This window comes from Streptomyces cyaneofuscatus, assembly GCF_000718135.1.
Lineage (GTDB): Bacteria > Actinomycetota > Actinomycetes > Streptomycetales > Streptomycetaceae > Streptomyces > Streptomyces cyaneofuscatus.
In genome coordinates, this window is sequence record NZ_JOEM01000008.1 from 1 (window position 1) to 25,775 (window position 25,775).

General features: G+C 71.7%; 24 protein-coding genes and 2 pseudogenes. 9 read left to right on the forward strand and 17 right to left on the reverse strand.

Features of this window, described 5'->3' with window-relative positions:
• Window positions 1-86 precede the first annotated feature (86 nt).
• The 3 genes and pseudogenes from IF17_RS0114625 to IF17_RS0114635 form a co-directional block, all read right to left on the reverse strand.
• A pseudogene (locus tag IF17_RS0114625) lies at window positions 87-317 on the reverse strand (sugar hydrolase); the annotation flags it as partial.
• Between the two features lie 316 nt (window positions 318-633).
• Complete coding sequence (locus tag IF17_RS0114630) at window positions 634-2,391, reverse strand: ThuA domain-containing protein (RefSeq protein ID WP_030565909.1); 1,758 nt, start codon at window positions 2,389-2,391, stop codon at window positions 634-636.
• Window positions 2,388-5,225 (reverse strand): PQQ-dependent sugar dehydrogenase, encoded by a 2,838-nt coding sequence (locus IF17_RS0114635; protein WP_030565911.1) that lies wholly within the window; start codon window positions 5,223-5,225, stop codon window positions 2,388-2,390. Before IF17_RS0114635 ends, IF17_RS0114630 begins: the two co-directional genes overlap by 4 nt.
• A 549-nt stretch (window positions 5,226-5,774) precedes the next feature.
• Between IF17_RS0114635 and IF17_RS0114640 the strand changes: the two genes are divergently transcribed.
• Entirely contained in the window at window positions 5,775-7,037 is a 1,263-nt protein-coding gene (locus IF17_RS0114640) for a glycoside hydrolase family 16 protein (protein ID WP_030565913.1), read from the forward strand.
• Window positions 7,038-7,135: 98 nt separating this feature from the next.
• Here the strand turns inward: IF17_RS0114640 and IF17_RS0114645 are convergent, their stop codons facing one another.
• From IF17_RS0114645 to IF17_RS0114660, 4 genes are all read right to left on the reverse strand, one after another.
• Complete coding sequence (locus tag IF17_RS0114645; RefSeq protein ID WP_030565915.1) at window positions 7,136-7,930, reverse strand: ABC transporter permease; 795 nt, start codon at window positions 7,928-7,930, stop codon at window positions 7,136-7,138.
• On the reverse strand, window positions 7,927-9,000 hold the full coding sequence (locus tag IF17_RS0114650; RefSeq protein ID WP_030565917.1) for a daunorubicin resistance protein DrrA family ABC transporter ATP-binding protein: 1,074 nt from the start codon (window positions 8,998-9,000) through the stop codon (window positions 7,927-7,929). Before IF17_RS0114650 ends, IF17_RS0114645 begins: the two co-directional genes overlap by 4 nt.
• A 123-nt stretch (window positions 9,001-9,123) precedes the next feature.
• A complete protein-coding gene (locus IF17_RS0114655) occupies window positions 9,124-9,966 on the reverse strand; it encodes a DUF4097 family beta strand repeat-containing protein (RefSeq protein ID WP_030565919.1) in 843 nt (280 codons plus the stop codon).
• A 100-nt stretch (window positions 9,967-10,066) separates the two neighbouring features.
• Complete coding sequence (locus IF17_RS0114660) at window positions 10,067-10,579, reverse strand: toxin-antitoxin system HicB family antitoxin (protein ID WP_030565921.1); 513 nt, start codon at window positions 10,577-10,579, stop codon at window positions 10,067-10,069.
• Between the two features lie 246 nt (window positions 10,580-10,825).
• Between IF17_RS0114660 and IF17_RS0114665 the strand changes: the two genes are divergently transcribed.
• Window positions 10,826-11,395 (forward strand): DoxX family protein, encoded by a 570-nt coding sequence (locus IF17_RS0114665; RefSeq protein ID WP_030565923.1) that lies wholly within the window; start codon window positions 10,826-10,828, stop codon window positions 11,393-11,395.
• Window positions 11,396-11,421: 26 nt separating this feature from the next.
• Here IF17_RS0114665 and IF17_RS01000000136445 read toward each other — a convergent pair.
• Window positions 11,422-12,245: pseudogene (locus IF17_RS01000000136445) on the reverse strand (helix-turn-helix domain-containing protein).
• 114 nt (window positions 12,246-12,359) lie between these two features.
• Between IF17_RS01000000136445 and IF17_RS0114675 the strand changes: the two are divergent.
• Window positions 12,360-12,953, forward strand: coding sequence for an NADPH-dependent FMN reductase (locus IF17_RS0114675; protein ID WP_030565925.1), 594 nt, complete (start codon window positions 12,360-12,362; stop codon window positions 12,951-12,953).
• 46 nt (window positions 12,954-12,999) lie between these two features.
• Here the strand turns inward: IF17_RS0114675 and IF17_RS0114680 are convergent, their stop codons facing one another.
• Window positions 13,000-13,491 (reverse strand): FBP domain-containing protein, encoded by a 492-nt coding sequence (locus IF17_RS0114680; protein ID WP_030565927.1) that lies wholly within the window; start codon window positions 13,489-13,491, stop codon window positions 13,000-13,002.
• Window positions 13,492-13,573: 82 nt separating this feature from the next.
• Between IF17_RS0114680 and IF17_RS0114685 the strand changes: the two genes are divergently transcribed.
• Both IF17_RS0114685 and IF17_RS0114690 read left to right on the forward strand, forming a co-directional pair.
• Window positions 13,574-14,146, forward strand: coding sequence for a TetR/AcrR family transcriptional regulator (locus IF17_RS0114685; protein WP_030565929.1), 573 nt, complete (start codon window positions 13,574-13,576; stop codon window positions 14,144-14,146).
• A 28-nt stretch (window positions 14,147-14,174) separates the two neighbouring features.
• Window positions 14,175-15,359, forward strand: coding sequence for a GDSL-type esterase/lipase family protein (locus IF17_RS0114690; RefSeq protein ID WP_030565931.1), 1,185 nt, complete (start codon window positions 14,175-14,177; stop codon window positions 15,357-15,359).
• A 144-nt stretch (window positions 15,360-15,503) separates the two neighbouring features.
• Here IF17_RS0114690 and IF17_RS01000000136450 read toward each other — a convergent pair whose 3' ends face one another.
• From IF17_RS01000000136450 to IF17_RS0114705, 3 genes are all read right to left on the reverse strand, one after another.
• A complete protein-coding gene (locus tag IF17_RS01000000136450) occupies window positions 15,504-16,037 on the reverse strand; it encodes a DUF998 domain-containing protein (RefSeq protein WP_051884008.1) in 534 nt (177 codons plus the stop codon).
• A 110-nt stretch (window positions 16,038-16,147) separates the two neighbouring features.
• Window positions 16,148-16,354: a ferredoxin gene (locus tag IF17_RS0114700; protein WP_179115494.1), complete on the reverse strand. Its 207-nt coding sequence runs from the start codon at window positions 16,352-16,354 to the stop codon at window positions 16,148-16,150.
• Window positions 16,351-17,601: a cytochrome P450 gene (locus IF17_RS0114705; RefSeq protein WP_030565940.1), complete on the reverse strand. Its 1,251-nt coding sequence runs from the start codon at window positions 17,599-17,601 to the stop codon at window positions 16,351-16,353. The genes IF17_RS0114700 and IF17_RS0114705 overlap by 4 nt, the downstream gene beginning before the upstream one ends.
• Window positions 17,602-17,990: 389 nt before the next feature.
• On the opposite strand from IF17_RS0114705, the gene thpR reads away from it, so the two are divergent.
• Together thpR and IF17_RS0114715 are read left to right on the forward strand one after the other, a co-directional pair.
• The gene (gene thpR, locus IF17_RS0114710; protein WP_030565942.1) at window positions 17,991-18,611 is read left to right on the forward strand and encodes an RNA 2',3'-cyclic phosphodiesterase; all 621 of its coding nucleotides are present in this window, start codon (window positions 17,991-17,993) and stop codon (window positions 18,609-18,611) included.
• A 272-nt stretch (window positions 18,612-18,883) separates the two neighbouring features.
• Window positions 18,884-19,744, forward strand: a complete 861-nt coding sequence (locus IF17_RS0114715; protein WP_030565944.1) for an isocitrate lyase/PEP mutase family protein — start codon at window positions 18,884-18,886, stop codon at window positions 19,742-19,744.
• A 9-nt stretch (window positions 19,745-19,753) separates the two neighbouring features.
• Here the strand turns inward: IF17_RS0114715 and IF17_RS0114720 are convergent, their stop codons facing one another.
• The 3 genes from IF17_RS0114720 to IF17_RS0114730 are packed head-to-tail and all read right to left on the reverse strand — an operon-like array spanning window position 19,754 to window position 21,760.
• Window positions 19,754-20,590, reverse strand: coding sequence for a class I SAM-dependent methyltransferase (locus tag IF17_RS0114720; protein WP_030565945.1), 837 nt, complete (start codon window positions 20,588-20,590; stop codon window positions 19,754-19,756).
• The gene (locus tag IF17_RS0114725) at window positions 20,587-21,213 is read right to left on the reverse strand and encodes a hypothetical protein (protein WP_030565947.1); all 627 of its coding nucleotides are present in this window, start codon (window positions 21,211-21,213) and stop codon (window positions 20,587-20,589) included. The genes IF17_RS0114720 and IF17_RS0114725 overlap by 4 nt, the downstream gene beginning before the upstream one ends.
• A gap of 58 nt (window positions 21,214-21,271) precedes the next feature.
• A complete protein-coding gene (locus IF17_RS0114730; RefSeq protein WP_030565949.1) occupies window positions 21,272-21,760 on the reverse strand; it encodes a MarR family winged helix-turn-helix transcriptional regulator in 489 nt (162 codons plus the stop codon).
• A 114-nt stretch (window positions 21,761-21,874) separates the two neighbouring features.
• Between IF17_RS0114730 and IF17_RS0114735 the strand changes: the two genes are divergently transcribed.
• On the forward strand, window positions 21,875-22,285 hold the full coding sequence (locus IF17_RS0114735; protein WP_030565951.1) for an Ohr family peroxiredoxin: 411 nt from the start codon (window positions 21,875-21,877) through the stop codon (window positions 22,283-22,285).
• A gap of 50 nt (window positions 22,286-22,335) precedes the next feature.
• Here IF17_RS0114735 and IF17_RS0114740 read toward each other — a convergent pair whose 3' ends face one another.
• Window positions 22,336-23,862, reverse strand: coding sequence for an alpha/beta fold hydrolase (locus tag IF17_RS0114740; RefSeq protein ID WP_030565953.1), 1,527 nt, complete (start codon window positions 23,860-23,862; stop codon window positions 22,336-22,338).
• 93 nt (window positions 23,863-23,955) lie between these two features.
• On the opposite strand from IF17_RS0114740, the gene IF17_RS0114745 reads away from it, so the two are divergent.
• Entirely contained in the window at window positions 23,956-24,936 is a 981-nt protein-coding gene (locus IF17_RS0114745; protein WP_030565955.1) for a MerR family transcriptional regulator, read from the forward strand.
• A gap of 7 nt (window positions 24,937-24,943) precedes the next feature.
• On the opposite strand, the gene IF17_RS0114750 is transcribed toward IF17_RS0114745, so the two are convergent.
• The gene (locus tag IF17_RS0114750) at window positions 24,944-25,711 is read right to left on the reverse strand and encodes an SDR family NAD(P)-dependent oxidoreductase (protein WP_030565957.1); all 768 of its coding nucleotides are present in this window, start codon (window positions 25,709-25,711) and stop codon (window positions 24,944-24,946) included.
• Window positions 25,712-25,775: the final 64 nt, after the last annotated feature.

Genomic DNA, 25,775 nt, shown 5'->3' on the forward strand with positions numbered 1-25,775 from the left:
TCCTACGGAAACTCCGCTGCAGCACCAACCGCATCACAGCGATCGTCCAGGCCGTCCTCGTCCTTCATCACGCCTCAGCGTGAGGTTGGAAAAGGCTCACCGTTCGCGTGGGCCCAGCCCTGACGGCCCGTCGAGAGCTCCGTTCCCAGGCTGTAGACGTAGATCTGGTCGCTGCGGCCCGAGTCGTTCTTGGAGGTCAGGGGGATGGTCGCGGGAACCGCCGCCTCGGCGGCGGTCTCACCGACGACCGTGGTCAGACCTGCGGCGAGGGCCAGCGCGGCGGTCAGTGAAGCGAGGCTTTTCCAGGGAGCGGGCATGCTCGTCCTCCTTATCGGGTTGGATCCGTGGGTGGAACGGTGTGCGCATCACGTCGCACTTGAGAGCGCTCTCAGAATCCTGCGACGCGAGAGGACTGTCAACGAGCTTGTCTCAACTCTTTTAACTCAGGGAGGAGGAGATGAGACGTGCGTGTGGTGGTGGTCGGCTCCTGGAGGAACGGTGAGGCCGGGCCGACGGGCTGAGAACGGCGGCGGCGCGTTTCGGCGTTGCGCCCCGCCGCCGTCACCGGCCACGTGTGGCGGCCGGTTCCGGGGTCGCCGCCTCCCGCGGCGGCCCCGGAGTCGAGAGGTCCCCTCAGCTGGGGAGGACCCACTTCTGGTTGGCGCCGGTGTGGCAGGTCCACAGGTGGAGCTTGGTGCCGTCCGCCGAGGAGACTCCGGAAGCGTCCAGGCACTTGCCGGAGGATGGGTTCTTCAACGTGCCGTCGGGTTGTGGCGACCACTTCTGGGCGCCCGTGCCGTTGCATCCGTACAGCTGGATCTTCGTACCGTCCGCCGTGCCGGCGCCGCTGACGTCCAGGCACTTGCCCAGGGCGCGCAGCGTGTCGTCCGTGCCGGCCGTCCACCTCTGGGCTGTCGACCGGTTGCACGTCCACAACTGGATCTGGGTGCCGTCCGCACTCGACCCGCCTGCCACGTCGACGCACTTGCCGCCGATTCCCGTGATGGCGCCTTCCCTGGGGCCGGTCGCGCCTCCGAGCTCCTTGATGCGGATGTTGCGGAAGGACACGTCGTCGCCGTCGCCGTGGTTCTGCAGGCCGATGTGCCCCTGCTGGAGGCTGCGGACGGGGTCGGTGTTGGTGAAGTCGTTGATCTTGCGGCCGTTGAGGAAGAGCTGGAGGCGCTCGCCCTCGACCCGGATCTCGTACGTGTTCCACTCCCCCGGCGGATTGAGCGCGGCGTCCCGGGCCGCCAGGTCGGCGGACTTGAAGCCGTAGACGGCGCCGGTGGTGCGGTCAGGGGTGTCGGTGGCGTCGATCTGGATCTCGTAGCCGTTGTTGACGGCCGACCACGGGTCGTCGGAGGCGGGGAAGCCCACGAAGACCCCGCTGTTGTCGTCCCCGCTCTGACGCCAGTCGAGCTTCAGGGAGTACGAGGTGTACTCCTTGGCCTGGTACCAGTACAGGCCCAGGCCGCCCTGGGAGGTGAGGGTCGCGTTCGCGTGCGTGAAGGAGCCCGGTCCCGCCTGCTTCCAGCCCGCCGTCCCGGAGGTGCCGAACAAGGTGGTGTAGCCCGTTTCCGGGCGGCAGTCGGCCTCCGTCATCTCCGCGGCCCAGCGGATGCCGCCCAGCAAGTGGCGGCGGAAGGCCGGCTCGGCGAAGGACTCCTGGGTGTGGCCGCCGCCCGTGTAGAAGGCGCGCCCGCCCCGGTAGTCCTTGCACCAGGCGATGGGGTGGTCGCCGCCCATGGTTCCGCCGCTGTAGGTGGACTCGTCCAGGGATGCCAGGACGTGGGCCGAGCTCCGCGGGTTGGTGCGGTAGTCGTACCACTCGTCGGTCCGCTGCCAGGTGGGGCCGAGGTGCGCGGTGGCGTCGTGGGCGCGGTCCTCGACCTTGACGGTGGCCGGCTGGATGTGCGGGTGGGACTTGAACAGGGCGCCGGCCAGGCCGTTGTACCAGGTCCAGTCGTACTCGGTGTCGGCCGCCGCGTGGATGCCGACGTAGCCGCCGCCCGCCTCGATGTACCCCTCGAAGGCGGTCTGCTGGGCGGCGTTGAGGACGTCGCCGGTGGTGGAGAGGAAGACCACCGCCTCGTAGCCGGTGAGGTTGGCGGGGGTGAAGGCGGCAGCGTCCTCGGTCGCCGTGACGGTGAAGTTGTTGGCGGCGCCCAGCTGGCGCAGGGCGGCGATGCCCGCCGGGATGGAGTCGTGGCGGAATCCAGCGGTCTTGGAGAAGACCAGCACGTCGTACGCGGGGTCGGCGGCGGCCGCGGCCGCGCGGGCGGGGGCGGCCGGGGCCTGTTCGGAGGCCGTGGAGACCGCCGTGGGGAGGGCGGCGGCGCCGAGCAGGGCGCCGGCGGCCCAGCAGGCGAGGCGAGTTCGGCGTCGGTTCATGACAGGGTCCACTTCTGGTTGGCGCCGGTGTGGCAGGTCCACAGGTGGAGCTTGGTGCCGTCCGCCGAGGAAGCTCCGGAGGCGTCCAGGCACTTGCCCGAGGACGGGTTCTTCAACGTGCCGTCGGCCTGTGCCACCCACTTCTGGGCACCTGTGCCGTTGCACCCGTACAGCTGGATCTTCGTACCGTCGGCCGTGCCCGCGCCGCTGATGTCCAGGCATTTCCCGAGTGCGCGCAGCGTGTCGTCCGAGCCGGGCGTCCACTTCTGAGCCGCTGTCCGGTTGCACGTCCAGAGCTGGATCTGGGTGCCGTCCGCACTCGCCCCGCCCGCGGCTTCCGCGCACTTGCCGCCGATTCCCTTGAGGTCGCGGCCGGCCGGGGTGGTCTGGCCGGTGGTGAAGGTGAAGTCGTCCAGGTCGAAGAGCGAGCCGCTGCCGCCCTTGAAGACGAGGTAGAGCGTGGTGGTGGAGGCCGGGCGGTTGGTCAGGTCCGCGCTCACGTCCCGGAAGGTGTCCCAGCCGCCGGTGACGGGGACCGCGGCCGAGCCGAGCAGGGTGCCGGTGGGTGAGCCGGCCCGTACCTCCAGCGTGCCTCCCGCACCGCCGGAGGAGACCCGGGCGGTCAGCTTGGTGGCGTTGCCGAGGATGTAGGGGGTGAAGGAGATCCAGTCGTTGTTGTCGATGTAGCCGACGGTCCTGCCGCCGTTCGCCGAGGCCTTGTCGACGATCTGGATACCGGCGGAGCCGCCGAAGTGCTCGGCCTGGCGCTTGCTGCCCTGGCTGACGTTCTGGTCGTGCGTGGTCAGGGCGGGCTGGCCGTTCGCCCCCTTGTCGGTGTACTCGGCGTCCCAGACGCCGAAGATGTTGGCGTTGGGGTCGTGCTCACCGTCGGCGATGGTCTGTACGGTGCCGGAGCAGCCGGTGGCGGAGGTCTGCGGGTGGCCGTGGCTGTCATGGCCGATGATGAAGGTGACCTTCACCTTGGAGCAGTCGATCGTGCCGTCCTCGGGGTCGGTGACGGTGACGTTGAAGGGGACGGCCGCGCCCGGGTCGATGATCGAGCCGTCGGCGGGCAGATCGAGGGTGACGGTCGGTGCGGTGTTGCCGACGGTGATGATGACGGAGGCGGTGGCGGTGTTGCCGGTGCCGTCGGAGACGGTCAGTTCGGCGGTGTAGCGGCCGTTGGCGGTGTAGGTGTGCGAGGGGTTCGCGGCTGTGGAGGTGGATCCGTCGCCGAACTTCCAGGCGTACGTGAGGGGGTCGCCGTCGGGGTCGGAGGTCCCGGCCGAGGAGAACGCGACCGCGAGCGGGGCCTGGCCCGAGGTGCGGTTCGCGGTGGCCTTGGCGAGCGGGGCGCGGCCTCCGGTGACGTACTCGATGCGGTAGACCGCGCTGTTGGCGTCGCCGTTGAAGTAGCCGGTGCCGTAGTCGAGGACGTAGAGCGCGCCGTCCGGGCCGAAGGCCATGTCCATGACCTGCGTGCCCTGCCAGGGGAACGCGTTGATCGACTGTACGGTGCCGTCGGCGCCCTGCTCGATGCGCTTGATCCACTTGCGGCCGAACTCGCCCGCGAAGTAGTCGCCGTCGAAGCTCTGCGGGAACTTGACCGTGGAGGTCGAGGCCGCGTCGTAGCGGTAGACGGGCCCGCCCATGGGCGACTCGGAGCCGTTGCCGAACTCGGGGACGGAGCCGCCGTCGTACGGTATCCAGGCGGGCTGGGCCGGGGGCAGGTCGGTCAGGCCGGTGTTGTTCGGCGAGGTGTTCTTCGGTGCGGCGCAGGAGAACGTGGCGCCCGAGGTGGAGGTGGCGAAGTTGTAGTCCACGTAGGGGCTGTTGTTGCCGACGCAGTAGGGCCAGCCGTAGTTGCCGGCCTTGGTGATGCGGTTGAACTCGACCTGTCCGGCGGGTCCGCGTCCGGCGTTCGCCGTGCCGGCGTCGGGGCCGTAGTCACCGAGGTAGACGGTGCCGGTGGGCTTGTCGACGCTCATCCGGAAGGGGTTGCGGAAGCCCATGGCGTAGATCTCCGGCCTGGTCCTCGCGGTTCCGGGTGCGAAGAGGTTGCCGGAGGGGATGGTGTAGCTGCCGTCGGCGGCGACCTTGATCCGGAGCACCTTGCCGCGCAGGTCGTTGGTGTTGCCGGAGGAGCGCTGCGCGTCGTACGCGGGGTTGCGGTTCGCCCGTTCGTCGATGGGGGTGTATCCGTCGGAGGCGAAGGGGTTGCTGTCGTCACCGGTGGAGAGGTACAGGTTGCCCTGCGCGTCGAAGTCGATGTCTCCGCCGACGTGGCAGCACAGGCCGCGGCTCGCGGGGACGTCGAGGACCTTCTTCTCGCTGGCGGTGTCGAGGGTGCCGTCGGCTCTGAGGACGAAGCGGGAGAGCCGGTTGACGCCGTCGAAGGGGGCGAAGTCCGCGGCGGATCCGCCTGCGGGCGCGTCGCCGGAGGGCGTGGTCAGCTTCGGCGCGTAGTAGAGGTAGACGAAGCGGTTGGTGGTGAACGCGGGGTCCACGCCGACGCCTTGGAGGCCCTCTTCGTCGTGCGAGTAGACGTCAAGTTTCCCGGCGGTCTTCGTGGTGCCGGCGGCGTCGGTGAGGCGGAGGGTGCCGTCCCGTGAGGTGTGCAGGACGGACCGGTCGGGCAGCACGGCGAGCGTCATCGGCTCGCCGGTCTCGGCCACCCCCTTGGCGAGGGTGACCTGCTGGAACTCGTCGGCCGCGACGCTTGTCCCGGGTTCGGGCGCCGCCGCGGCGGGTCTCTGCTGGGCGGTGAGGGCACCCACTGCGGCGAGCAGGGCGCAGGCCAGCGCCGCGACGGGTCGGGTGAGTCTCCTGTGCACGCGCATCCTCCGTGTGGTGACGGGGTGAGGTCTGGAGCACAGGCGCGCGCCGTCGCGCCGGGGAGGCATGGGTGCTCCCGGGGGGAGGGAGGAGCACTCAGGCCTTGTCGTTCGGTACAGAGCAGGAAGGTAATGGCTTTTTCGCGGACCAGAAAGCCCTTTGACGTACCTGGCCTTAACTTTCTCTACTGGGGAGACAAAGCGACTGGCTGGGCTCCTCGGCCGAGGGAGGCGAGAGACGCCCCGCCGGCACGAGCATCGACCCCGGCCCGGCACCGGGAAGGCCGCTCTCTCGTCGGCCGGTGAGACGTCAAGCCGACCGTCCGTGAAGGGGATTGGTCCAGACGAACGTCTTGACGGGTCTGCGGCGCGCTCCTTAAATCAGTAGCACCAACTGTTGAACGCTGCTGTCCCCGGCGATCCCCAGATCACTTCACTTCGTGTCCATAACACGGCCGTCAGCGCGCCCGGCGTTCTGTCATGCACACGTCGCCCTGAACTCTGCTCTTCTCATCCCCTCACACCCCCACGAAAGCGATGTGATGCCCCGTGCGTACGCCTTGGCGCCACAGATCCCTCACCTGGCTGGCCGCTGCCGCCTGTCTCACTCTCGCCGCCCTCTCCCCCACCGCCGTACAGGCCGCCCCGGCCCCGGACTCCGGTACGGTCGCCCCCGCCGCCGTCACCTTCGACGAGAACTTCGACGGGCCGGCGGGTTCCGGCGTCAACACCTCCAGGTGGCAGCTGGAGACCGGCGACAACGTCAACAACCACGAGCGGCAGTTCTACACCTCGGGGACGAACAACGCCGCGCTCGACGGCCAGGGCAACCTCGTCATCACGGCGAAGAGGGAGAACCCGGCCAACTACAACTGCTGGTACGGGCGGTGCGAGTACACCTCGGCCCGTCTCAACACGGCCGGGAAGTTCACCGCCCAGTACGGGCGCGTCGAAGCCCGCATGAAGCTCCCGCGCGGCCAGGGCATCTGGCCCGCCTTCTGGATGCTCGGCAACGACTTCGGCAACGTCGGATGGCCCGCCTCGGGTGAGATCGACATCATGGAGAACGTCGGCTTCGAGCCGGGCACCGTGCACGGCACGCTGCACGGACCGGGCTACTCCGGCTCCGGTGGCATCGGCGCCGGTTACACCCTGCCCGGCGGCGCGGCCTTCGCGGACGCCTTCCACACCTTCGCCATCGACTGGAGCCCCAACTCCATCCGGTGGTCGGTGAACGGGAACGTCTACCAGACCCGCACGCCCGCCGACCTCGGCGGCCGGCAGTGGGTCTTCAACAAGCCCTTCTTCCTGATCCTGAACCTCGCGGTCGGCGGCTACTGGCCCGGTGACCCCGACAGTTCGACCCGCTTCCCGCAGCAGCTCATCGTGGACTACGTGCGCGTGAGCACCGACACCACCACCCCGCCGCCCGGCGCCAAGACCATCCGGGGCATCGGCGGAAAGTGCCTCGACGTGGCCGGCGCCAGCTCCGCCAACGGCACCGCCGTCCAGCTCTACGACTGCAACGGGACGGGCGCCCAGCAGTGGGACGTCCGCTCCGACGGCACGATCCGGGCCCTCGGCAAGTGCCTCGACGCCAAGGACGGGGCCACCGCCAACGGCACCCTCGTCCAGCTCTGGGACTGCAACGGCACCGCCGCCCAGCGATGGGGCATCTCCGCCGCCCGCGACATCGTCTCCGTCCCGGCCGACAAGTGCCTCGACGCCACCGGTAACTCCTCCGCCAACGGCACGCGCGCCCAGCTGTGGACCTGCACCGGCGCCGCCAACCAGAAGTGGACCGTGGCATGAGCGGTAGCCCCGCCGGGGCCGGCTCACGGCGCGCACCCACCGCGCACTGAACCCGCGCCTGCCCGGACGACGGAGTTCCGTCGTCCGGGCAGGCGCGGTCACGCCGCGTCGCCGTCGAACTTCGCGGCCGACCAGAAGTAGCCGAGCACGGCGAGCCCCAGGCACCATGCGACGGCGAGCCACCCGTCGGCACCGATCTCGCTGCCGAGCAGCAGCCCGCGCAGGGTCTCGATGGCGGGGGTGAACGGCTGGTACTCGGCGATCGGCCGGAACCAGCCGGGCATGGAGCCGACCGGTGTGAAGGCGCTGGAGAGCAGTGGCAGCAGGATCAGCGGCATCGCGTTGTTGCTCGCGGCCTCGGCGTTCGGACTGACCAGGCCCATGCCGACCGCGATCCAGGTGAGCGCGGTGGCAAAGAGGACCAGCAGCCCGAAGGCCGCCAGCCACTCCAGGGCGGTGGCGTCCACGGAGCGGAAGCCGATGGCCACGGCGACGACGCCCACGAGGATCACGCTCATGACCGACTGGAGCACGCTGCCGAGGACATGGCCGATGAGCACCGACGGGCGGTGGATCGCCATCGTACGGAAGCGGGCGATGATGCCCTCGATCATGTCGTTGGAGACGGACACCGCCGTGCCGACCACCGTGCTGCCGATCGTCATCAGCAGCAGGCCCGGGACGACGTACGCGATGTACGCGGAGCGGTCCGGGCCCTCGCCGCCGCTGATGACCGAGCTCATCGCGTCGCCGAAGATGTAGACGAAGAGCAACAGCAGCACGATCGGCGTGAGCAGCAGGTTCAGGGTGAGGGACGGATAGCGCCGCGCGTGCAGGAGGTTGCGGCGCAGCATCGTGGACGAGTCGCGTACGGCGAGGGAGAGAGAGCTCATCGGGCGGCCTCCTTGGGCTGATGGGGCTCGGTGGACTGGGGGGACTCGCTGGATCGTTGGGGCCCGGTGGACCGGTCGGGCTCGCTGGACCGGTCGGGCCGGTGGGACCGGTCGGGCACCGTTGAGCCGGTCAGGGCGAAGAACACGTCGTCGAGGTCGGGCGTGTGCACGGTCAGTTCGTCCGCCTCGATGCCGGCCGCGTCCAGGCGGCCGAGTAGGGCGTGCAGCTCGCGCTGGCTGCCGTCGCTCGGGATCCGCAGGGTGAGCGCCTCCTCGTCCTGGACGGTGTCGCCGAGCGCGGCGGCGGCGCTCCGGTACGCGGCCGGGCCGAGGAAGCGCAGCCGTACGTGCCCGCCGGGGATGAGCCGCTTCAGCTCGTCGGCGGTGCCTTCTGCGGCGATCCTGCCGTCGTTGAGCACCGCGATACGGTCGGCGAGCTGGTCGGCCTCCTCCAGGTACTGGGTGGTCAGGAAGACGGTGGTGCCCGATGCGACGAGTTCGCGGATGATCTGCCACAGGGTGTGCCGGGAGCGCGGATCCAGGCCGGTGGTCGGCTCGTCGAGGAAGATGATCCTCGGGGCGCCGACGAGGGTCATCGCGATGTCGAGGCGGCGCTTCATTCCGCCCGAGTAGCTCTGCGCGGGCTTCTTCGCGGCGTCGGTGAGGCCGAATCGCTCCAGCAGTTCCGCCGCGATCCGGCGCCTCTCGCGTCCCGGCAGGTGGTGCAGGTCCGCCATGAGGAGCATGTTCTCCTCGCCGGTGATCAGCCCGTCCACGGCGGAGAACTGCCCGGTGACGCCGATCGCGGCCCGTACGCCGTCGGAGGAGGCGGTGATGTCGTGGCCCGCGACCTGGGCCTGTCCCCCGTCGGCGGTGATGAGCGTGGAGAGGATCTTGACGAGGGTGGTCTTGCCGGCGCCGTTCGGCCCGAGCAGGGCGAACACCGAGCCGGCCGGGATGTGCAGATCGACGCCGTCGAGGACGGTGTGGTCGCCGTACGCCTTGCGCAGACCGACGGCGGAGACCGCGGGCAGGGGCGCGTGAGCGCCACCTCTGCTGGATGTGGGCATGACAGATACAGGCATGGGGTTCTCCCCTTCGCATGCGGATGATGTGAGAGTTCGTATGCGGATGACGTGAGAGCCGACGAGCCGTTCGGGCGGTCCCCGCCGGTCAGCGCTCGCCCTTGCCGGTCAGGGCCTGGCGCGGCGGACGTCGATGTTGCCGAACCGGGTGCGGGCGCGGATCCTGACGGTGTCCACGCTCTCCTCCGGGGCCTTCGACGCGGTCAGCGTGTTGCGCACCTGGCCGGAGTCCGAGCTGACGTCGAGCCAGGCGGCGGTGCCCTCGCGGACGCCGACCTCGATGGCACCGTAGGAGGTCTCCAACTGCACCGTCCCGCGGGACACTTCCGCGACGCGCAGGGTGCCGTTGGCGGCGGTGGCGGTGACGGAGCCCTCGGCGCGCGCGATGAGGATGTCGCCGTTGGCGCCGCTCACCCGCAGGTCACCCCTGGCCTCCTCGACGCTCGTGGTGCCGTGCGAGTTCTTCAGGACGGCGGGGCCGGCCACGAGGCCGACGCGCACGCTTCCGGAACTGGTGGTGATCTCGGCCGCGCCCTCGACGCGGTCCACGGTGATCGAGCCGTGCGACGCGGTGAGCTTCAGCGGGCCGGTCGTGTCGAGGCGCACGTCGCCGGACGAGGTCTTCACGCGGACCTCGCCGAGCCGGCCCTCGCCGAGCACCTGGAGCCAGGCGCCGGTCACCTCGGCGCGTGATCCCGCGGGCAGTCCGACCGTCACGTCGACGGTGCCGGTGCGGCCGAGCAGTCCGGGCTTGGGCGTCCTCACAGTGAGTGTGCCGCCTGCGTACGTGACCCCGGTCTGACCGGCCGTCCGCACGTCCTGGTCCCGCTTCGGGTCCCGGGGCCGTACGTCCACGACGGTGGCGGGGCCGTCGCCCGCGGTGAACTGGATGGAACCGGCCTCCACATGCGCGGTGACCGAGATCGGTTCGGGTGTGTCGAAAGTAGGCATGGCTGTCCCGTCCTCATGGGTGCTGGAGACGTCCCCGCTGGTGGGACGTGGTGTGTACGTGAAGTGGTGCGGAGCGGCAGGGGTACGGAGCCGGGGGCGGCTAGCGCACCCAGCCCGTGAAGCTCTGCCCGACGGTCCGGGTCTTCTCCGTCGTACGCGGCCGGGTGCCACCGTCGACGGCGGACGCCACCGCCCGGACCAGCCACGCGTTGACCGACAGCCCTTCACCGGCCGCGGCCTCCTCGGCACGGGCCTTGAGGTGGGCCGGCAGACGCAGATTGACCCGGGCGGCAGCGCCTTCTTCGCCGTCGGCCGGGGCCTTGAGCGGCTGGACGGGCTCGGCCGGCTCCGCGGTGGCCCCGTCGCCGGTCTGCGGCAGTGTCACCACGAAGTCGGGGTCCAGCCCGCGCAGCCGCACATCGACGGAACCGGGGGCGAGTTCGCGCGTGATCTCGTCCATCGCGGCGGAGAGCACATGGAGCATGGTCAGCCTGGTCGCCGACTCCAGAGGGGCGGTGAGCCTCTCCGCCAGCGCACGGGCTTCGTCGCCGCCGGCTTCGGCGGCCACCGCGAGCTCGCGGCGGAGGGAGTCGACATACGGGGTGAGGTCCATGACGCCATCATGGCACCACAGTGGCGCCACTCGCAAGCCTTTATGGCGCCGAAAGGTGCCAGGTGGCACCACATGGCGCCACGGTGCCTGCTCATGGCACCACGCGGCGCCGGACGGCGTCAGGAGAGGGCGGCCCTCTGCGGGCTGCCCCGTCAGAAGGGGGCGGCCCTCTGCGAGCTGCCGCCGAACGACGGACGCCGGGCGTGGAAGCGTGTGCTTCTCCGTGTGGCGGGGCAGCCGACCGTCATGACTGTTCTGCGTAAAGTCGCCCGACCCCTGCTCGCCTCGATGTTCGTCAGTGGCGGATACAACGCGGTGCGCCATCCCGCGCCCCTGGTTCCTGTCGCCGAGCCCGTGACCGACCGCGTCACCTCGGCGATCGGGAGGCGGACGTCCCTGTTGCCGGAAGATCCCGAAAGCCTCGTACGCCTGAACGGCGCGGTACAGCTCGGTGCGGGCCTCCTGCTCGCGCTGGGGCGTGCACCCCGGCTGGCCTCGGCGGCTCTCGCCGTGACCCTGGTGCCGACGACCCTGGCCGCCCATAGCTTCTGGACGATCGAGGACCCGGAGAAGCGCGCGGCCCAGCGGATCCAGTTCCTCAAGAACGCGTCCCTGCTCGGCGGGCTCCTCATCGCCGCCGCCGACACCCACGGCAAGCCCTCGCTCGCCTACCGCACCCGCCATGCCGCCGGTCATGCCTCCGATGCCGTCGCCCACCAGGCGCACGCCGCCGCCGGCCGGGTCGGTGATGTGGCGGGCAGTGCGGTGGAGAGCGTCACGGATGCCGTCGAGGCGGCCCGCAAGCGGCTGCCGTAACCCGGTGGCGCCGCTGCCGGAGGGGTTCAGACCGCCCGCAGTCGGCCGGCGGAGCGGCCCGCGAGCCCGTCGACCGCCCGGGCCGTTGCCTCGTCGGCCGGGAGGAGGACCACCAGCTGCTGGGCGTCCTCGGGGAGTTCGAGGGTCTCGCGGACCAGCTCCAGTTCGCATCCGGACGGGTGGTGGAGCCGCAGAGGCCTTCGTCGCGGACCCACGTGCCGGTTCAGACGGCGGGTGAGATCGGGGCCCGCGGCGAGGGCGAGTTCCGCGGTGAACCACTCGAAGCTCGCCCCCGAAGGCCCGTGCCACAGCTCGAAGGCCCGCTCGTCCGCGACCTCGTCCCAGTCGGCGAAGAACGTACGGGCCCGGGGGTCGGTGAAGACGTAACGGGTGAGGTTCGGCGTGTCGGCGTCCAGCAGTCCGGTGTCCCTGGTCACCGCCTCGAAGCCGGTGGTCCGGGCGAGGACGTCGCCGAGCCGGTTGGTCACCACGGCGATCCCCGGTTCCAGGAGGCCGAGTGTCCGCAGAACCGGCGGACGGACATCGCGGCGCGGTGGCTCGGCCCGGGTGTGCGCCGTGCACTCGCCGCCGGTGATCTTCGACAGATAGCGCAGGTGCTCGCGGTCCGGCAGGTCCAGAGCGAGGGCGTCGGCGAGGGCGTTCACCACCGCGACCGAGGGGTTGCGGTCGCGGCCCTGCTCCAGCCGGGTCAGGTACTCGACGCTGACGCCCGCTCGCGCGGCGAGATCGGAGCGCCGCAGCCCCGGCGCCCCCAGTCCGGCATCCCCAACGACTGCGGCTGGACGCTGTCGCGCCTGGCCCGGATGAAATCCCCCAACGGCGAACCCATGCCCGGGAGGATACGACGTCCTCCCCCGGCCCCGGGAGCGCCCAGGGTGGCCCTGCCGGGGCCAGCCTGAGCACGGTCTGGCGGGAGCCACCCCGTGTCCGGATCGTGGTGGTCATGGACGACAAGCCCAAGCTCGTGATCATCATCGGAAGCGTCCGGGAGGGGCGGTTCGGCCCGGCCGTGGCCTCATGGGTCGCCGAACAGGCCGATACGCACGGTGCGTTCGACGTGACCGTCGTCGATCTGGCCGACTCCGAACTCCCGTTGGCCCTGCCCGCCGCGTCACCGAAGTACGCCGGTGACGCCTACCCCCGGCCCGCCGGGATGGCGGAGCTGACCTCCGCCCTGGAGAGCGCCGACGCGTTCGTCGTCGTCACGCCCGAGTACAACCACAGCTACCCCGCCTCACTCAAGGCGGCCATCGACTGGCATTTCACCCAGTGGGAGGCCAAGGCCGTCGCCTTCGTCAGCTACGGCGGTGCCGCGGGCGGCCGGCACGCGGTTCTGCACCTGGAGAACGTCCTGACGGAACTGCACGCGGTGACCATCCGAGAGGGCCTCGCCTTCCCGAACTACTTCACCACCTGGCAGGACGGCCGCCCCCTCGCACCCGAGGCCCCCGGCCACGCCAAGACGCTGCTCGACCAGCTGGCCTGGTGGGCGACGGCGCTCCGCTCGGCACGCCTGGCGGCACCCTTCCCCGCCTGATCGCGGCGACCGGATGCGCCCCCGCGATGTGTGCGGGCTCGGAGGGTCAGCCGGTCACCTTGGCGATGAACGCGGCGAGATTCCCCACGGTCCGCTGGATCTGCTCCTCCAGGGTGAGCGACTCCTTGAGCCGCGCGCCGACGCCCGCGTCCTTCTTCCCGCGTACGTAGAGCGAGCAGGCCAGGTCGCTGCACATGTAGGCGCCGACCGAGTTTCCCTGCTGGCCGGCCTTCCCTGACTTCGGGGCCACCAGCAGGGAGACGCCCCCGGTGTGGACGGTCACGCACATCGAGCACATGCTGCGGCGGGTCTGCCAGGAGCCGGCGTCCGAGGAGCGCAGCTGGACGCCGACCGGGCGGTCGTCCCAGCCGGCCACGAGGTAGGCCCGGTCGGAAGCCTGCGGGTCGCGCCAGCCCAGGAAGTCCAGGTCGTCCCAGGGCCGTTCGGCCAGGTCACGGGGGATGTTCAGGCGCTTGGCCTCGCCCTTGGTGCAGTTCACGAACGAGGTACGGATCTCTTGCTCGGTCAGCGGTTTCATGACAGCCACGCTAATTTGCCTAAAGTCATTAGGCAAACGTATATTTCCTTGGGCAATCACTGGGAAGTGTTCGGAGGGTGGCATGGCGAAGACAGGACCGGCCGCGGAGCGCGTGGTGAGAGCGGGGGCCGAACTCGCGGACGAGATCGGCTTCGAGCAGGTGACCCCCTCCGAACTCGCCCGGCGGTTGGGCGTCAGGACCGCGAGCCTGTATTCGCACGTCAGGAACGCCCACGACCTCAAGACGAAGATCGCACTGCTCGCCCTGGAGGAGCTCGCCGACGTGGCGGCCGCCGCGATCGCGGGGCGGGCCGGCAAGGACGCGCTCAGCGCCTTCGCCAACGCGTACCGCGACTACGCCCGCCGGCATCCGGGGCGCTTCGCCGCGGCCCAGTTCCGGCTCGACCCGGATGCGGCAGCGGCAAGCGCCGGCGTACGGCATTCCCGGATGATGCGGGCCATCCTGCGCGGCTACGACTTGACGGAGGTCCAGCAGACGCATGCCGTACGGCTGCTGGGCAGCGTCTTCAGCGGTTACGTCGGTCTGGAGGCGGCCGGCGGCTTCAGCCACAGCGCCCCCGCCTCCCAGGAGAGCTGGACCGAGATCCTGGGCGCACTCGACGCCCTGCTGCGCAACTGGCCCGCCCCCTCCTGACCCTCACCCTGCGAGGAGAGCCCAGAAGATGAACACCCACCACGGGTGGACCGCCACCCCCATCACCCTCGGCATCCTGCGCGGCGCCCTCGACCTGGAGCGCACCGGACGCGGCGTACTGCCCCACCGGCTGCCCGCCCAGGCCCGGGAGCAGATCCCCGACGGACAGCTGGCCATGGCCGAGTCGCAGCCCTCCGGGGTCCGGCTGGCCTTCCGCAGCCGGGCCACCGCCGTCGAGCTGGACGTCGTCGCCACCAAGCGGGTCTACCCGGGAGCGCCGCCGCGTCCCGACGGGGTGTACGAGCTCCTCGTGGACGGTCACCTCGCGGGCCGGGCGAGTGCGCCCGACGGCGACACGCTCACCGTCGACCTGGCCTCGGGGACCGCGCACAGCCGCCCGGGCCCCGTGGAGACCCTGCGGTTCACCGGCCTGCCGGACGACGAGAAGCACATCGAGATCTGGCTGCCGCACGACGAGACCACCGAACTCGTCGCTCTGCGCACCGACGCGCCCGTCCGCGCCCCGCAGCCCAGCGACCGGCCGGTCTGGCTGCACCACGGCAGTTCCATCAGCCACGGTTCCAACGCCGCCACCCCGACCGGCACCTGGCCGGCGCTGGCGGCGGCTCTCGGCGGGGCCGAACTGATCAACCTGGGGTTCGGCGGCAGCGCCCTGCTCGACCCGTTCACCGCCCGCGCCATACGGGACACCGCCGCCGACCTGATCAGCGTCAAGATCGGCATCAACCTCGTCAACGCCGACCTGATGCGGCTGCGCGCGTTCGGCCCGGCCGTCCACGGGTTCCTCGACACCATCCGCGAGGGGCACCCCACCACGCCCCTGCTGGTCGTCTCGCCGATCCTCTGCCCCATCCACGAGAACACGCCCGGCCCGTGCGCCCCGGACCTCAGCGCGATGAGCGAGGGGCGGCTGCGGTTCATCGCCACCGGGGATCCCGCCGAGACCGCCGCCGGGAAACTGACGCTCACCGTCATCCGGGACGAGCTGGCGCGGCTCGTCGGCCAGCGCGCCGCCACCGATCCTCACCTGCACCACCTCGACGGCCTCGCCCTCTACGGCGCGACCGACCACGCCGAGCTGCCGCTGCCCGACGACCTGCACCCGGACCCCGCCACCCACCGGCGTATCGCCGAACGCTTCGCCGGCCTCGCGTTCGGCGACAGCGGGCCCTTCGCGGCGGAGAACCGCTGACGACAGGAGCCCGCCCCCTCCTTCAGGACCACGGCCGCGCACTCGCCGGTCCGCAGCCGGACCCTCCCCGGTACGCAGCCGCACCCTCCCAAGTCAGCGCGTGCTCCGCCGGCAGGAGACCACCACCAGAAAGGGCCAGAGCGCCTAGAGGAACGTCACGACCCGCTCGGCGACGCCGGGCGCGCCCCCGCTCTGCAACTCGGCCAGGAACCAGAACGCGGTCGCACCCATCAACGCGCTCGCGGCGAGCGACACGTCCAGTCTCAGCCCCCACGGGACCGGCCCCTTCCCCGAGACGGCGGCGAGGGGAGGCCATACCGCCAGCAGGACGAGGCCCACGGTGGCCACGGCCCCGTGTTCCAGGGCCCCACCGCTGCTCGGTACCGGCACCAATGTCAGGGCCAGGGCGCACAGTCCGCCACCGGCCAGGGCGACCCGCCCGGCGAACGCCGCCTCCCGGAGCGCGTGCGCCGTGACCACGTAGCACGTGCCCAGCACCAGCAGCATGCCCGTCATCAGCCAGTAGCTGCCGGCCCCGTAGGAAGCCAGCACGCTCAAGGTCTGCGTCGCGGGGTCGTACGCCGGCCCCTGCCGCAGCTGCGCGATCGTCCAGGAACCGACCAGCAGCACCGGGGCGCACCCGGAGGAGAGCAGAGCCCACCATGGAGCAGATCGCATCAAGGCATCATAAATGCCGCATCATTGCTTGTCGTTGACCTGGGTGCGGAGCCACGGGACCCGGGGGGGGCGGGCCCCGCTGCGTCCCGGGGCGGTGGAGAGGCCGTACGTCAGTCGGACGACAGAGCCACCGCCCCCACCGGGCAGGCCCGCACGGCCTCCCCCACCAGTGGATGGGTCCCGGTCGTCGACTCCCGGCCCGGGAGCACCTCGCTGAGGCCGTCGTCGTCCTGGGTGAACACGTCCGGCGCGGTCAGCGCACACATACCGGCCCCCACACAGCGTTCCTTGTCGACCTGGACCCCCACGCCGCTCACCAGGCCACGGGGAGTTCGAGCAACCCCTGGATCGTGTCCCCCGGTTTGTGGAGGATCTCCTGCGCGGGCACGGCGAGCCTGAGGCCGGGCAGCCGCTCGAACAGCGTGCGCATCGCGATCTCCAGCTCGGCGCGGGCAAGGTTCTGGCCCAGGCACTGGTGGATGCCGAAGCCGAAGGCGAGATGGTGGCGGGCGGAGCGGTCCCAGTCGAGCGTGTCGGCGCCGGGGAACACCTCCGTGTCACGATTGATGAGCGAGGTCGAGAAGACCACGCCCTCACCCTTGCGGATCGTCGCCCCGTCGACCTCCAGGTCCTCGATCGCCAGGCGCTGCAGGCCGTCGGCGATGGACAGGAACCGCAGCAACTCCTCGACCACCACGGCGGTCGTCGTCCCGCCGGCCCGCAGCGCCGCCAGCTGTTCGGGGTGGCGCAGCAGCGTGAACGTGCCGAGCGAGATCATGTTCGCCGTCGTCTCGTGGCCTGCGATGAGCAGGATGACGGCGAACGCGACCAGCTGTTCGCGGTCGACCGGTCCGTCCGGGTGGTCCCGGTGGATCAGCTCGTCGAGGAGCCCGTCCCCGGGCTCGGACCTCTTGCGGTCGATCAGCGCGCCCAGGTACTCCTCGAGTTCGCCGCGTGCCCTGTCCACATCGCCGGCTCCCGGGCCGCGCAGGAGCCGCTGCGAGCGCTCCTCGAAGAACGCGTGGTCGGCGTACGGCACGCCGAGCAGGGCGCAGATCACCATCGACGGCACGGGCAGGGCGAACGCGCTCACCAGCTCGGCCGGCGGCCCTTGTCGTTCCATCGCGTCGAGCAGCCGGTCCACGGTCTCCTGGATACGCGGTCGGAGCGCACCGATCCGCTTCACCGAGAAGGCCGGAATGAGCATCCTGCGCTGGGTGTTGTGCTCGGGGTCGTCGACGCCGAGCAGGGCCACCCGGCGCCGCTGGGCGTTCGCGAACCGCTGGGCGGGGATGGGGAAGTCCGGGTGGCCGCGGTCACTGGAGAGCCGCGGATCGGCCAGCAGCCGGCGGGCCAGGGCGTGTCCGGTGACCGCCCACACCGTGCGTCCGTCGAAGAGGGTGACCCGGCTCAGCGGGCGCTCCCGGCGGAGCGGTGCGTAGCCGGCGGGCGGGTGGTACGGGCACCCCCGGTCCTGGGGGAAGGACGTGGCGGGGGCCGGGGCGGTGGCCAGGGCGTGGGGGTCGAGGTCCTGGCGGGCCGGGTCCGTGGTGGATTCCGTCATGGGATCGGGTCGCCTCGCAGTGCTCGGTCGTGCGCGCGGAGCCGGTCGTTCCGCGCCTCCCGACCATTGGATGCCCTAGGCACCTATCTGGTCGACGGGTAGACCGGCCAGCTCACCGGTGCCGTGGATCTGGCCGGTGCCATTCGTACGCGTTCGAACCGCATCGCATCGGCTCAGCTCCGAAGGGGCGCCCGGTCCGCGCCGGGCGTGACCACCGGGCCGCCGACGGCTTGAACCGGACGGGAGGGCGGGGCCTGAATCATGCCGTACGCCGACGGCGCGTCCTCGCGCGGCCTGGAGAGCCCGCTCATGACGTCACCGGCGGCCACAGGCCCGTGGGTGAGACCCGTGTTGCGCCGGGGGCAGGGCCGCCACGTACGGTACGGCAGGTGAACGAACCGCCCGAAGCCGCTGCCGAGCCCGCTGTGGACGAGCGTGAGCCGGCCACGACGATCCGCGTGTTCCTGGCACTCGCCCCGCCCGACGACGCCAAGGACGAACTGGCGCGGGCGCTGGGTCCGGCCTACGAGGAGTACCCGCGCCTGCGCTGGAACCGGATCGAGGACTGGCACATCACCCTCGCGTTCCTCGGCGAGCTCCCGCTCACCACCGTCCCGCTCCTGATGCCCCCGCTCGCCGGGCTCACCGCCCACCGCCGGCCCCTGCGGCTGGCGCTGCACGGCGGTGGGCACTTCGACGAGCGGGTCCTGTGGAGCGGGATCGAGGGGGACCTCGAAGGGCTGCACCGGCTGGCCACCGATGTACGCGACGTCGTCAAGGCCTGCGGCGTGCCCTTCCCGGACCGGCCGCTGCGGCCCCATCTCACGCTGGCCCGCTCCCGCCGGGGCGACCACCGCGCCGCGGTGGAGGTCGCCGCGGGACTCGCCGCGTTCTCCGGCCGCGCGTGGGAGGCCGAACGGCTCCATCTGGTCGGCAGCAACTTCGGCCGTGGCCCGGGGCCGATCCGCTACCGCGACATCGAGGCCTGGAGTTTCGGTCACGAATCCTGACCTATGGCCGGCGCAGTGACCCATGCGGTCGGTGTGGTGCGATCGGTGGGCGGTGCTATCGGGGGGCGGCGGGGCGATCAATGCCGTACGTCGCCAACGCGGCGCCGCGCGGCACGAGTCGGGGCCGCGTGTCGCCGCGCCGCAAGCGCACCCGGGCCGGTATATGTATGCGAGCACTCGCAAAAGGATCATGGTTGTGGCGAGTGCCCACGCCGATCGCCGGGTGCGTCCGTCACCACCCGCGGTGCACGGCCGCACCCAAGGAGAGAGACATGCGCTACGGAAGCGCGCTGCGCGAGCAGATCCGCACGCCGGGAACGACCCCGCTCGTCGGCATCTACGACATGTACTCGGCATCGGTCGCCGCCCGGCACTACGACGGCTTCTTCGTCTCCGGTTTCGGCTTCGCCGCCTCCCACTACGGGCTGCCGGACATCGGTTTCATCGCGTGGCCGGACATGGTGGCGTTCGTCGAGCGGCTCCGGCTCGCCTTCCCCGCCCACCATCTGCTGGTCGACATCGACGACGGTTACGTGGACCCGGAGGTCGCCTGCCATGTGGTGCAGCGGCTGGAGCGGACCGGGGCCTCCGGCGTCATCCTGGAGGACCAGCAGCGGCCGCGCCGGTGCGGCCACGCGGACGGCAAGAGGGTGCTGCCGCTGGCCGAGTACCTGGAGAAGCTGAACCTCGTCCTGGAGAGCCGGCGGGACCTGGTGGTCGTGGCCCGCACCGACGCCACCGAGGAGGAGGACATCCTGCGCCGCGCCCAGGCGCTCGCGGAGACCGATGCCGATGTGGTGCTGGTCGACGGGGTGCGGGATGTCGAGTGGATCCGCCGCATCCGCAAGGTCATCGACGACAAGCCCCTGCTCTTCAACCAGATCGCGGGCGGCAGGTCGCCGAGGCTCTCGCTCTCCGAACTCACCGATCTCGAATGCCAGGTGGCCATCTACAGCACGCCCTGCCTGTTCGCCGCGCACGCCGCCATCGACACCGCGCTCAGCGAGCTGAAGGAGGCCGACGGGCGGCTCCCGGAGTTCTCGCCCGGTACGTCGGTCGGGGTGCGGGCCTCGACCGCCCTGCTGGAGAAGAACATCAGCCGGCACCACTCCTCCGGACTCCGGACCGTCTGACACGGGACGTCAGCGCGTGTGCGACACGGCCAGTTCGAAGAGATACCGCTTGGTGACCCTGCCTCCGTACCGCCCCTCGATCAGGGCCTCGACGCAGCCCAGCAGCCCGTTCCTGGCTGCCTCCGGAAGCGCCCGGTGGCCGGAGAAGGTCCGCAGCAGCTCCAGGTAGCCGGACGTGGTGAAGGTGAGGTCCTGCTCGTGGCGGCGCAGGACCGTGGGGCCGAACCGGCCGCTGCGCGCCACCTCCCGTACGTGGTCCGACGGGTCGACGTCGGCCGCCGCGGGAGGCCGCAGCCCGGGTGGGGTCTGCGGGTCGAAGCGCTCGTAGCAGCGCTGGACCTCGGCGAAGAACTCCTCGGTGCCGCCCCTCACATGCTGCCCCCGCACCACGGCGAGCGCCCCGCCCGGCCGCAGCGCGTCGGCGGCCCTCGTCACGCGCACCGTCGGGTCGATCCAGTGGAACGCGGTCGCCGAGACCACCACGTCGTACGGTTCCGGGGGCAGCGGCCAGCTCTCGAACGGGGCCGTCACCACCTCCACGCCCGTGGCACCGGCCAGGTTGCGGCGGGCGATCGCGGCCATGTGGGGTCCGGCCTCGACAGCGGTGATCCGGCAGCCCCGTGCGGCCAGGGGCACCGTCGCCTGACCGGTCCCGCAGCCCACCTCCAGGACGCGGCTGCCGGGGCGGGCGCCGGCGAGCTCGGCGAGGTCGTCGTACAGCGCGGGCGGATATCCGGGCCTGGCCCGGTCGTACAGCTCCGCGTCCTCGTCGAAGATACGGGCCAGGCGCGCCCGCCGGGGCTCGTCGGGGCTGTCGTCGCGTCGGGCGTCCACGGCCCGGGTCATGCGGATTCCCGCGGTGCGGGCCGGGCGTGCGTCAGGAGGAACTCGGTCGCCCGGGCGATGGCCTCGGCCGGCGTGCCGTGAACGGCCTCGGACTCCTCCTCCTGCCGGTTGGCCGCCGTGGCGGTGTACCTCCAGGCGTCCACGCCCGGGTCATGGTGGATGACGGCGGAGCCACCCGCGTACCGGAGCGGTACGGACTCGCCGGCCGACCTCTTGACGACCGCGTGCGGCCACTTGAGGCGGGCGGACTGCCGCTTGATACCACCCCAGGCCGCGCCCAGCTGGGAGTAGCTGGCTCCGCTGCGGCCCGCCGCGGTGGCCGCGCTCTCGGCCAGCCGGTCGACGGAGCGCTTGGCTTCGTACAGGGCCCGGAGCGTGGCCAGTTGGACGTCGGGGGCGGCCTTGAGCGCGGCGTCGAACGGCTCGCCGGCGGTGCGGTAGGCGAGCGCACGCGTCGAGATCCGCTCGGCCAGCGCGCGGACCGCGTCGAGCACCTTCTCGTCCATGGCGAACGAGTCGTCGTCGCCGGGCTCGCTCCAGGCGGGCTCCACGGGTGTCATGACGGCGTTCCAGAAGTTCTCGTCGTGGCGGGCCGGCGTGGGGACGGCTCTCGTTTCATCCATGCGACAACTTTAGCTGTCACAAGCGCTGAGCGACAGGAATAATTGTCACACTGGGCGGTCATCGAGCGTCGGCGGCTTCCGTCAGGGCCGCGGTGAGGCGGCCGAGCACCTCTTGCAGTCCGAGCACCTCCTCCACGGACAGACCCGTCGCGGCGAGCACCCCCCGAGGGACGGACAGCGCGGATTCACGCAGCCGCGCACCCTCACCGGTGAGCTCGATGACGACGGATCGCTCGTCCTCACGGCTGCGCTCACGCCGGACAAGCCCCGCCGCCTCCAGCCGCTTCAGCAGGGGTGAGAGGGTCCCGGAATCCAGCCGGAGGCGCTCCCCGATGGCCTTGACCGGCCGGGGGCCCTCCTCCCACAGGACCAGCATGACCAGGTACTGGGGGTAGGTGAGGCCGAGATCCTTGAGCGCCTGCCGGTAGAAGCCACCGAACGCCCGCGACGCGGCGTGCAGCGAGAAGCAGACCTGATGGTCCAGTCGCAGCAGCTCCTCGTCGGGGACGGCGGGTAGGTCGGGCGAGGCGTTCGGAGCAGGCGTCATGGAACCAGCGTACCGCCGACCACGCTATTGAGTTGTGCACAACTTAATGATGTGCAATCTTTGTGTTCGTGGCCGCGGCGATCCGTTCGCGGCACCGACAAGGAGGGTCACCCCATGGACGCGCTGTACACCGCCGCCGCAACCGCCAACGGCCGCGAGGGCCGTGCCGTGAGCTCGGACGGCCAGATCGACCTGCCGCTCGCCCTGCCCCCGGCCCTCGGCGGCAACGGCAAGGGCACCAACCCCGAGCAGCTCTTCGCGGCCGGGTACGCGGCTTGCTTCGCCAGCGCGATGGCCGCCGTCTCCCGCGAGATGAAGCTCGACACGAAGGACGTCTCCGTGACCGCCGAGGTCTCCATCGGCAAGGACGGCGGCGGCTTCGGTCTCGCGGTCGTCATGCGCGTGGAGCTGCCGGACTCCCTCACCGGAGAGGTCGGCCGGCAGCTGGTCGAGGCCACCCACGCCTACTGCCCCTACTCCAAGGCGACCCGGGGGAACATCGACGTCGAGCTGGTCATCGAGTAATCCCCAATTCAGACGGTCAGGCGGTCAGGCGGTTCAGACCGTCAGGCGGTTCAGGCGGTGAGGCGGGCCAGTACCGTCTTCACCGCCCGGCGTACGGCGTCGCGTGCCTCGTCCGTCCGGTCAAGGGTTTCGAAGCCGTGCCGCCCCTCCGGTACGTCGACCACCTCGACGTCGGCCCCGCAGCGCCTCGCCGCGGTCAGGAACTCCTCCACGGTCGCGGCGATCTCGGCCATCTCACGGCCCGCCCGGACCAGCACGATCGGGAGCTTCCCCGCCCGGGCGACCGCCCGCACCGGGTGAAAACGGGCATCCGCCACCCCCCAGCTCGGCAGCGGGGCCAGGATCGGGTAGTTGGCGGCCAGGCAGCGCAGCCAGGCCGGGGGCGCGGCCAGCCAGTTGGCGGTGAGGGGGCCGCCGCCCGAGAAGAACCACAGGGCGATCCGGTCCGCGTCGACCCGGGGGTCGGCCCGCACCCGTTCCACCGCGGCGGCCACGTCCTCGGCGGCCCGCTCGTAGTCGGTGAAGGCGTGCAGCCGGTGGTCCACCGTCGCGGCTGCGGCTCCGTGCCCGGCGACGTACCGGGCGTACCCCGTCAGGGTCGGCCAGTCCCGGGGCGTCGGCCGTGCCCCGGCGGGTACGGGGCCGCCGTGGACGAACACCACGGCCGGGTGCGGCCCCGGCCCCTCGGGCAGGTACAGGTCGGTGTTCCCGGTCCGTTCGCGGGGGCGTTCGGGTACATCGAGGAGGAACGGCCGCAGATGCGGGGGCGGTTCGGCGGCGTCGGCGGGCTTCAGCCGGTGGCCCCGGCCGGCCGCCGCCTCGGTCAGGACCTCGGCCAGCTCGGCGGGGCAGGACAGCATCGGCCAGTGGCCCGTGGGCAGTTCGAAGAAGGTCACCCGGGGGTCGGCGAGGGCCTGGATCGCGGGTTCGCCGAGGTCCACCATCAGCTGGACGAGCTCGATGCCCGGCCCGTTGCCGGTGCACAGCACCCCGGTCACGGGGACCGCCGCCACGGCGCCGGTGAGCCGTAGCGGCTGGAGGAGTGTGCCCAGGGGCTGCGGTGCCGCGAGGGCGGTGAGCCCGTCGAGGGCCGCCTCGGAGAGCCCGGCGGTGCTCCCCCAGCGGGACCAGGCGTCGCGGGCGGGCGGCGGCAGTTCACCGGCCTGCCCTTCACCTACCCCTCCTCCGCCTTCGGTGAGTTCCTCGCGCAGGCGCTGGTCGGGCAGCGCGGCCAGGGCCGGGACGCCGTCCCGGGGCATCCCGGAGTCCAGGTTGACGATCCGGGCGACCGACCGCGCCCGCCGGTCCGCCGCGCCCAGCGCCGGGTGGATGCCGTAGTCGTGGCCGACGAGCACGATGTCGCCGCCGCTCTCCACCGCCACCGAGTCGATCACCGCGAGCACATCCGCGACATGCGTCTCCAGGTCGACGGCTTCGCCGGGAGCGACGGGGCGCCCGCCGAGCCCGGTGAGGGCCACCGTATGCACCTCGGCGCCCTCCGCCGTCAGTCGCGCGGCTGTGTCCCGCCATACGAACGGGCCGGTGAACGCCCCCGCCACCAGGATGAATACGGTCATGGTTCCTCCTCGTCACACGCTCCTGCGCGCACCGGCCCGGTTCTCCGCCAGCGCTCGCCGGTACCGTAGGAACTCCTCTTGGGGGAGGTTCAAGTGTTCTCGTCGCCCGACGGTCTGTGCACGATCGGTGAGCTGGCCGAACTCGCGGGCGTCAGCGTCAAGACCGTCCGCTTCTACTCGGACGGCGGGCTGCTGCCGGAGGCGTCCCGCAGTGCGGGCGGGCACCGCAGGTACGCCCCGGAGGCCGTGGAGCGGCTGGCCCTGATCCGCTCGCTGCGCGGTCTCGGCCTGCCGGTCGCCGACGTGCGCCGCGTCCTGGACGAGCAGGACGCCGGGGACGCGGCCGATGTGCTGGAGGCGGCGGTCGACGGCCGGCTGCGCGTACTCGGCTCCGAGCTCAAGGCCCTGCGCTGGCGGGAGACAGCGCTCCAGCTCGTACGGGACTGCCCGCCGGAGGAGCGGCCCGCCCGGCTGCGCCTGGTCGGCGCGGTGGCCGCTCCGCCGAGCACCGCCGCACTGGTCCGGTTCTGGCGCGCGTGGCTGCCCGCCCGGATGCCGGCGCGGGCCGTCGGGGCGTTCCTGGAGGTGGCGGTACCGCAGCCGCCCGACGACCCCCGGCCGGAGCAGGTGCTCGCCTTCGCCCGGCTGTACGCCTTCGTGACCCGGCCGTGCGGAGGGAGCGGCAGCGGCAGCGGCCCGTGCCAGCCCAGAGCGCACAGCGCTGCCGGGGCCCGTGAGTCGGCCGTGCTGTACGCGGGGCTGGCGACGGCGTACGACCTGGCGGGCGGGGAGATGCGGCGGGGCGCGGAGCCCCGCCCGGGTGAAGCCCTGGACGGGTTCGTGGACGCGTACGCGAGCACGTACGGCACCCGTGACACTCCAGGATTCCGCCGTCGGCTCGCCGGTCAGCTCGCGGCCGATCCGCGCATCGACCGGTACTGGGAGCTGACGGGCGAGGTGCTCGGCGCTCCAAGCAGCCACCCGGAGCCGACGCCGGGGACGGCCCATGACTGGCTCCTGGAGGCGCTGGACAACCAACTGTCGACGGGTGCGGGCGGGCGCGCGAGGCGGTGACCAGCGCTCAGGCGGCGATGACCGCCGCCCCCACGCGTCCTCCGTCGACGTCCACCACTGTCCCGTGCACGAAGGCGGCCTCGTCGCTCGCCAGCCAGACGGCGGCGTGGGCGATGGCGTCCGGGGTGCCGATGCGACCGGCCGGGGTGCCCTTCATCATGATCTCGCCGGGGTGCGCCTCGCCCTCGCCGGCGGGCGGGACGACCACGCCGGGCGCGATGGCGTTCACCCTGACCCCCTGCGGGCCGAACTCCGCGGCCCAGGCCCGGGTCAGGGTCTCCACCGCACCCTTGGTCGAGCTGTAGAGGGTGCCGACCGGGGTGCCGAGGCGGGCCACCCAGGACCCGAGGTTGATGACGGCCCCGCCTCCCGCCCGCACCATGGCCGGGGCGATGGCGGCGGTCAGGAAGTAGGGGGCCTTGACGTTCACGGCGTAGACGCGGTCGAACGTCTTCTCGTCGGTGTCCGGGGTGGTGGAGCCCGGGAAGATGCCCGCGTTGTTGACCAGGATGTCGATGCGGCCGCCCAGCACCCGGGTCGCCTCCTCGGCGAGCCGGTCCGACACGGCGGCGCTGCCGTCCAGGTCGGCCGCCACGAAGTCGGCGCGTCCGCCGGCCGCGCGGATCTCCCCCACGACCGCCGAGCCTCGTTCGCCGTTGCGGCCCGACACGATCACGTGAGCCCCTTCGGCGGCGAACGCCGTGGCGATGGCCCGCCCGATGTTGCTGGTCGAGCCTGTGACCAGCGCGGTCTTCCCTGCAAGTCGTCCGCCCATGACCTGTCTCCTCCTCGATCTCGTACGCACTCCCGCGAGCGGGCACGTCGTTCTCCCGGCTCCG

Coding starts and splice junctions, on each gene's coding strand:
- IF17_RS0114630 (WP_030565909.1), bottom strand. CDS start 2,391: ATGAACCGACGCCGAACTCGCCTCGCCTGCTGGGCCGCCGGCGCCCTG.
- IF17_RS0114645 (WP_030565915.1), bottom strand. CDS start 7,930: ATGAGCTCTCTCTCCCTCGCCGTACGCGACTCGTCCACGATGCTGCGC.
- IF17_RS0114650 (WP_030565917.1), bottom strand. CDS start 9,000: ATGCCCACATCCAGCAGAGGTGGCGCTCACGCGCCCCTGCCCGCGGTC.
- IF17_RS0114655 (WP_030565919.1), bottom strand. CDS start 9,966: ATGCCTACTTTCGACACACCCGAACCGATCTCGGTCACCGCGCATGTG.
- IF17_RS0114660 (WP_030565921.1), bottom strand. CDS start 10,579: ATGGACCTCACCCCGTATGTCGACTCCCTCCGCCGCGAGCTCGCGGTG.
- IF17_RS0114665 (WP_030565923.1), top strand. CDS start 10,826: ATGACTGTTCTGCGTAAAGTCGCCCGACCCCTGCTCGCCTCGATGTTC.
- IF17_RS0114675 (WP_030565925.1), top strand. CDS start 12,360: ATGGACGACAAGCCCAAGCTCGTGATCATCATCGGAAGCGTCCGGGAG.
- IF17_RS0114680 (WP_030565927.1), bottom strand. CDS start 13,491: ATGAAACCGCTGACCGAGCAAGAGATCCGTACCTCGTTCGTGAACTGC.
- IF17_RS0114685 (WP_030565929.1), top strand. CDS start 13,574: ATGGCGAAGACAGGACCGGCCGCGGAGCGCGTGGTGAGAGCGGGGGCC.
- IF17_RS0114690 (WP_030565931.1), top strand. CDS start 14,175: ATGAACACCCACCACGGGTGGACCGCCACCCCCATCACCCTCGGCATC.
- IF17_RS01000000136450 (WP_051884008.1), bottom strand. CDS start 16,037: ATGCGATCTGCTCCATGGTGGGCTCTGCTCTCCTCCGGGTGCGCCCCG.
- IF17_RS0114705 (WP_030565940.1), bottom strand. CDS start 17,601: ATGACGGAATCCACCACGGACCCGGCCCGCCAGGACCTCGACCCCCAC.
- IF17_RS0114715 (WP_030565944.1), top strand. CDS start 18,884: ATGCGCTACGGAAGCGCGCTGCGCGAGCAGATCCGCACGCCGGGAACG.
- IF17_RS0114720 (WP_030565945.1), bottom strand. CDS start 20,590: ATGACCCGGGCCGTGGACGCCCGACGCGACGACAGCCCCGACGAGCCC.
- IF17_RS0114725 (WP_030565947.1), bottom strand. CDS start 21,213: ATGGATGAAACGAGAGCCGTCCCCACGCCGGCCCGCCACGACGAGAAC.
- IF17_RS0114730 (WP_030565949.1), bottom strand. CDS start 21,760: ATGACGCCTGCTCCGAACGCCTCGCCCGACCTACCCGCCGTCCCCGAC.
- IF17_RS0114735 (WP_030565951.1), top strand. CDS start 21,875: ATGGACGCGCTGTACACCGCCGCCGCAACCGCCAACGGCCGCGAGGGC.
- IF17_RS0114740 (WP_030565953.1), bottom strand. CDS start 23,862: ATGACCGTATTCATCCTGGTGGCGGGGGCGTTCACCGGCCCGTTCGTA.
- IF17_RS0114750 (WP_030565957.1), bottom strand. CDS start 25,711: ATGGGCGGACGACTTGCAGGGAAGACCGCGCTGGTCACAGGCTCGACC.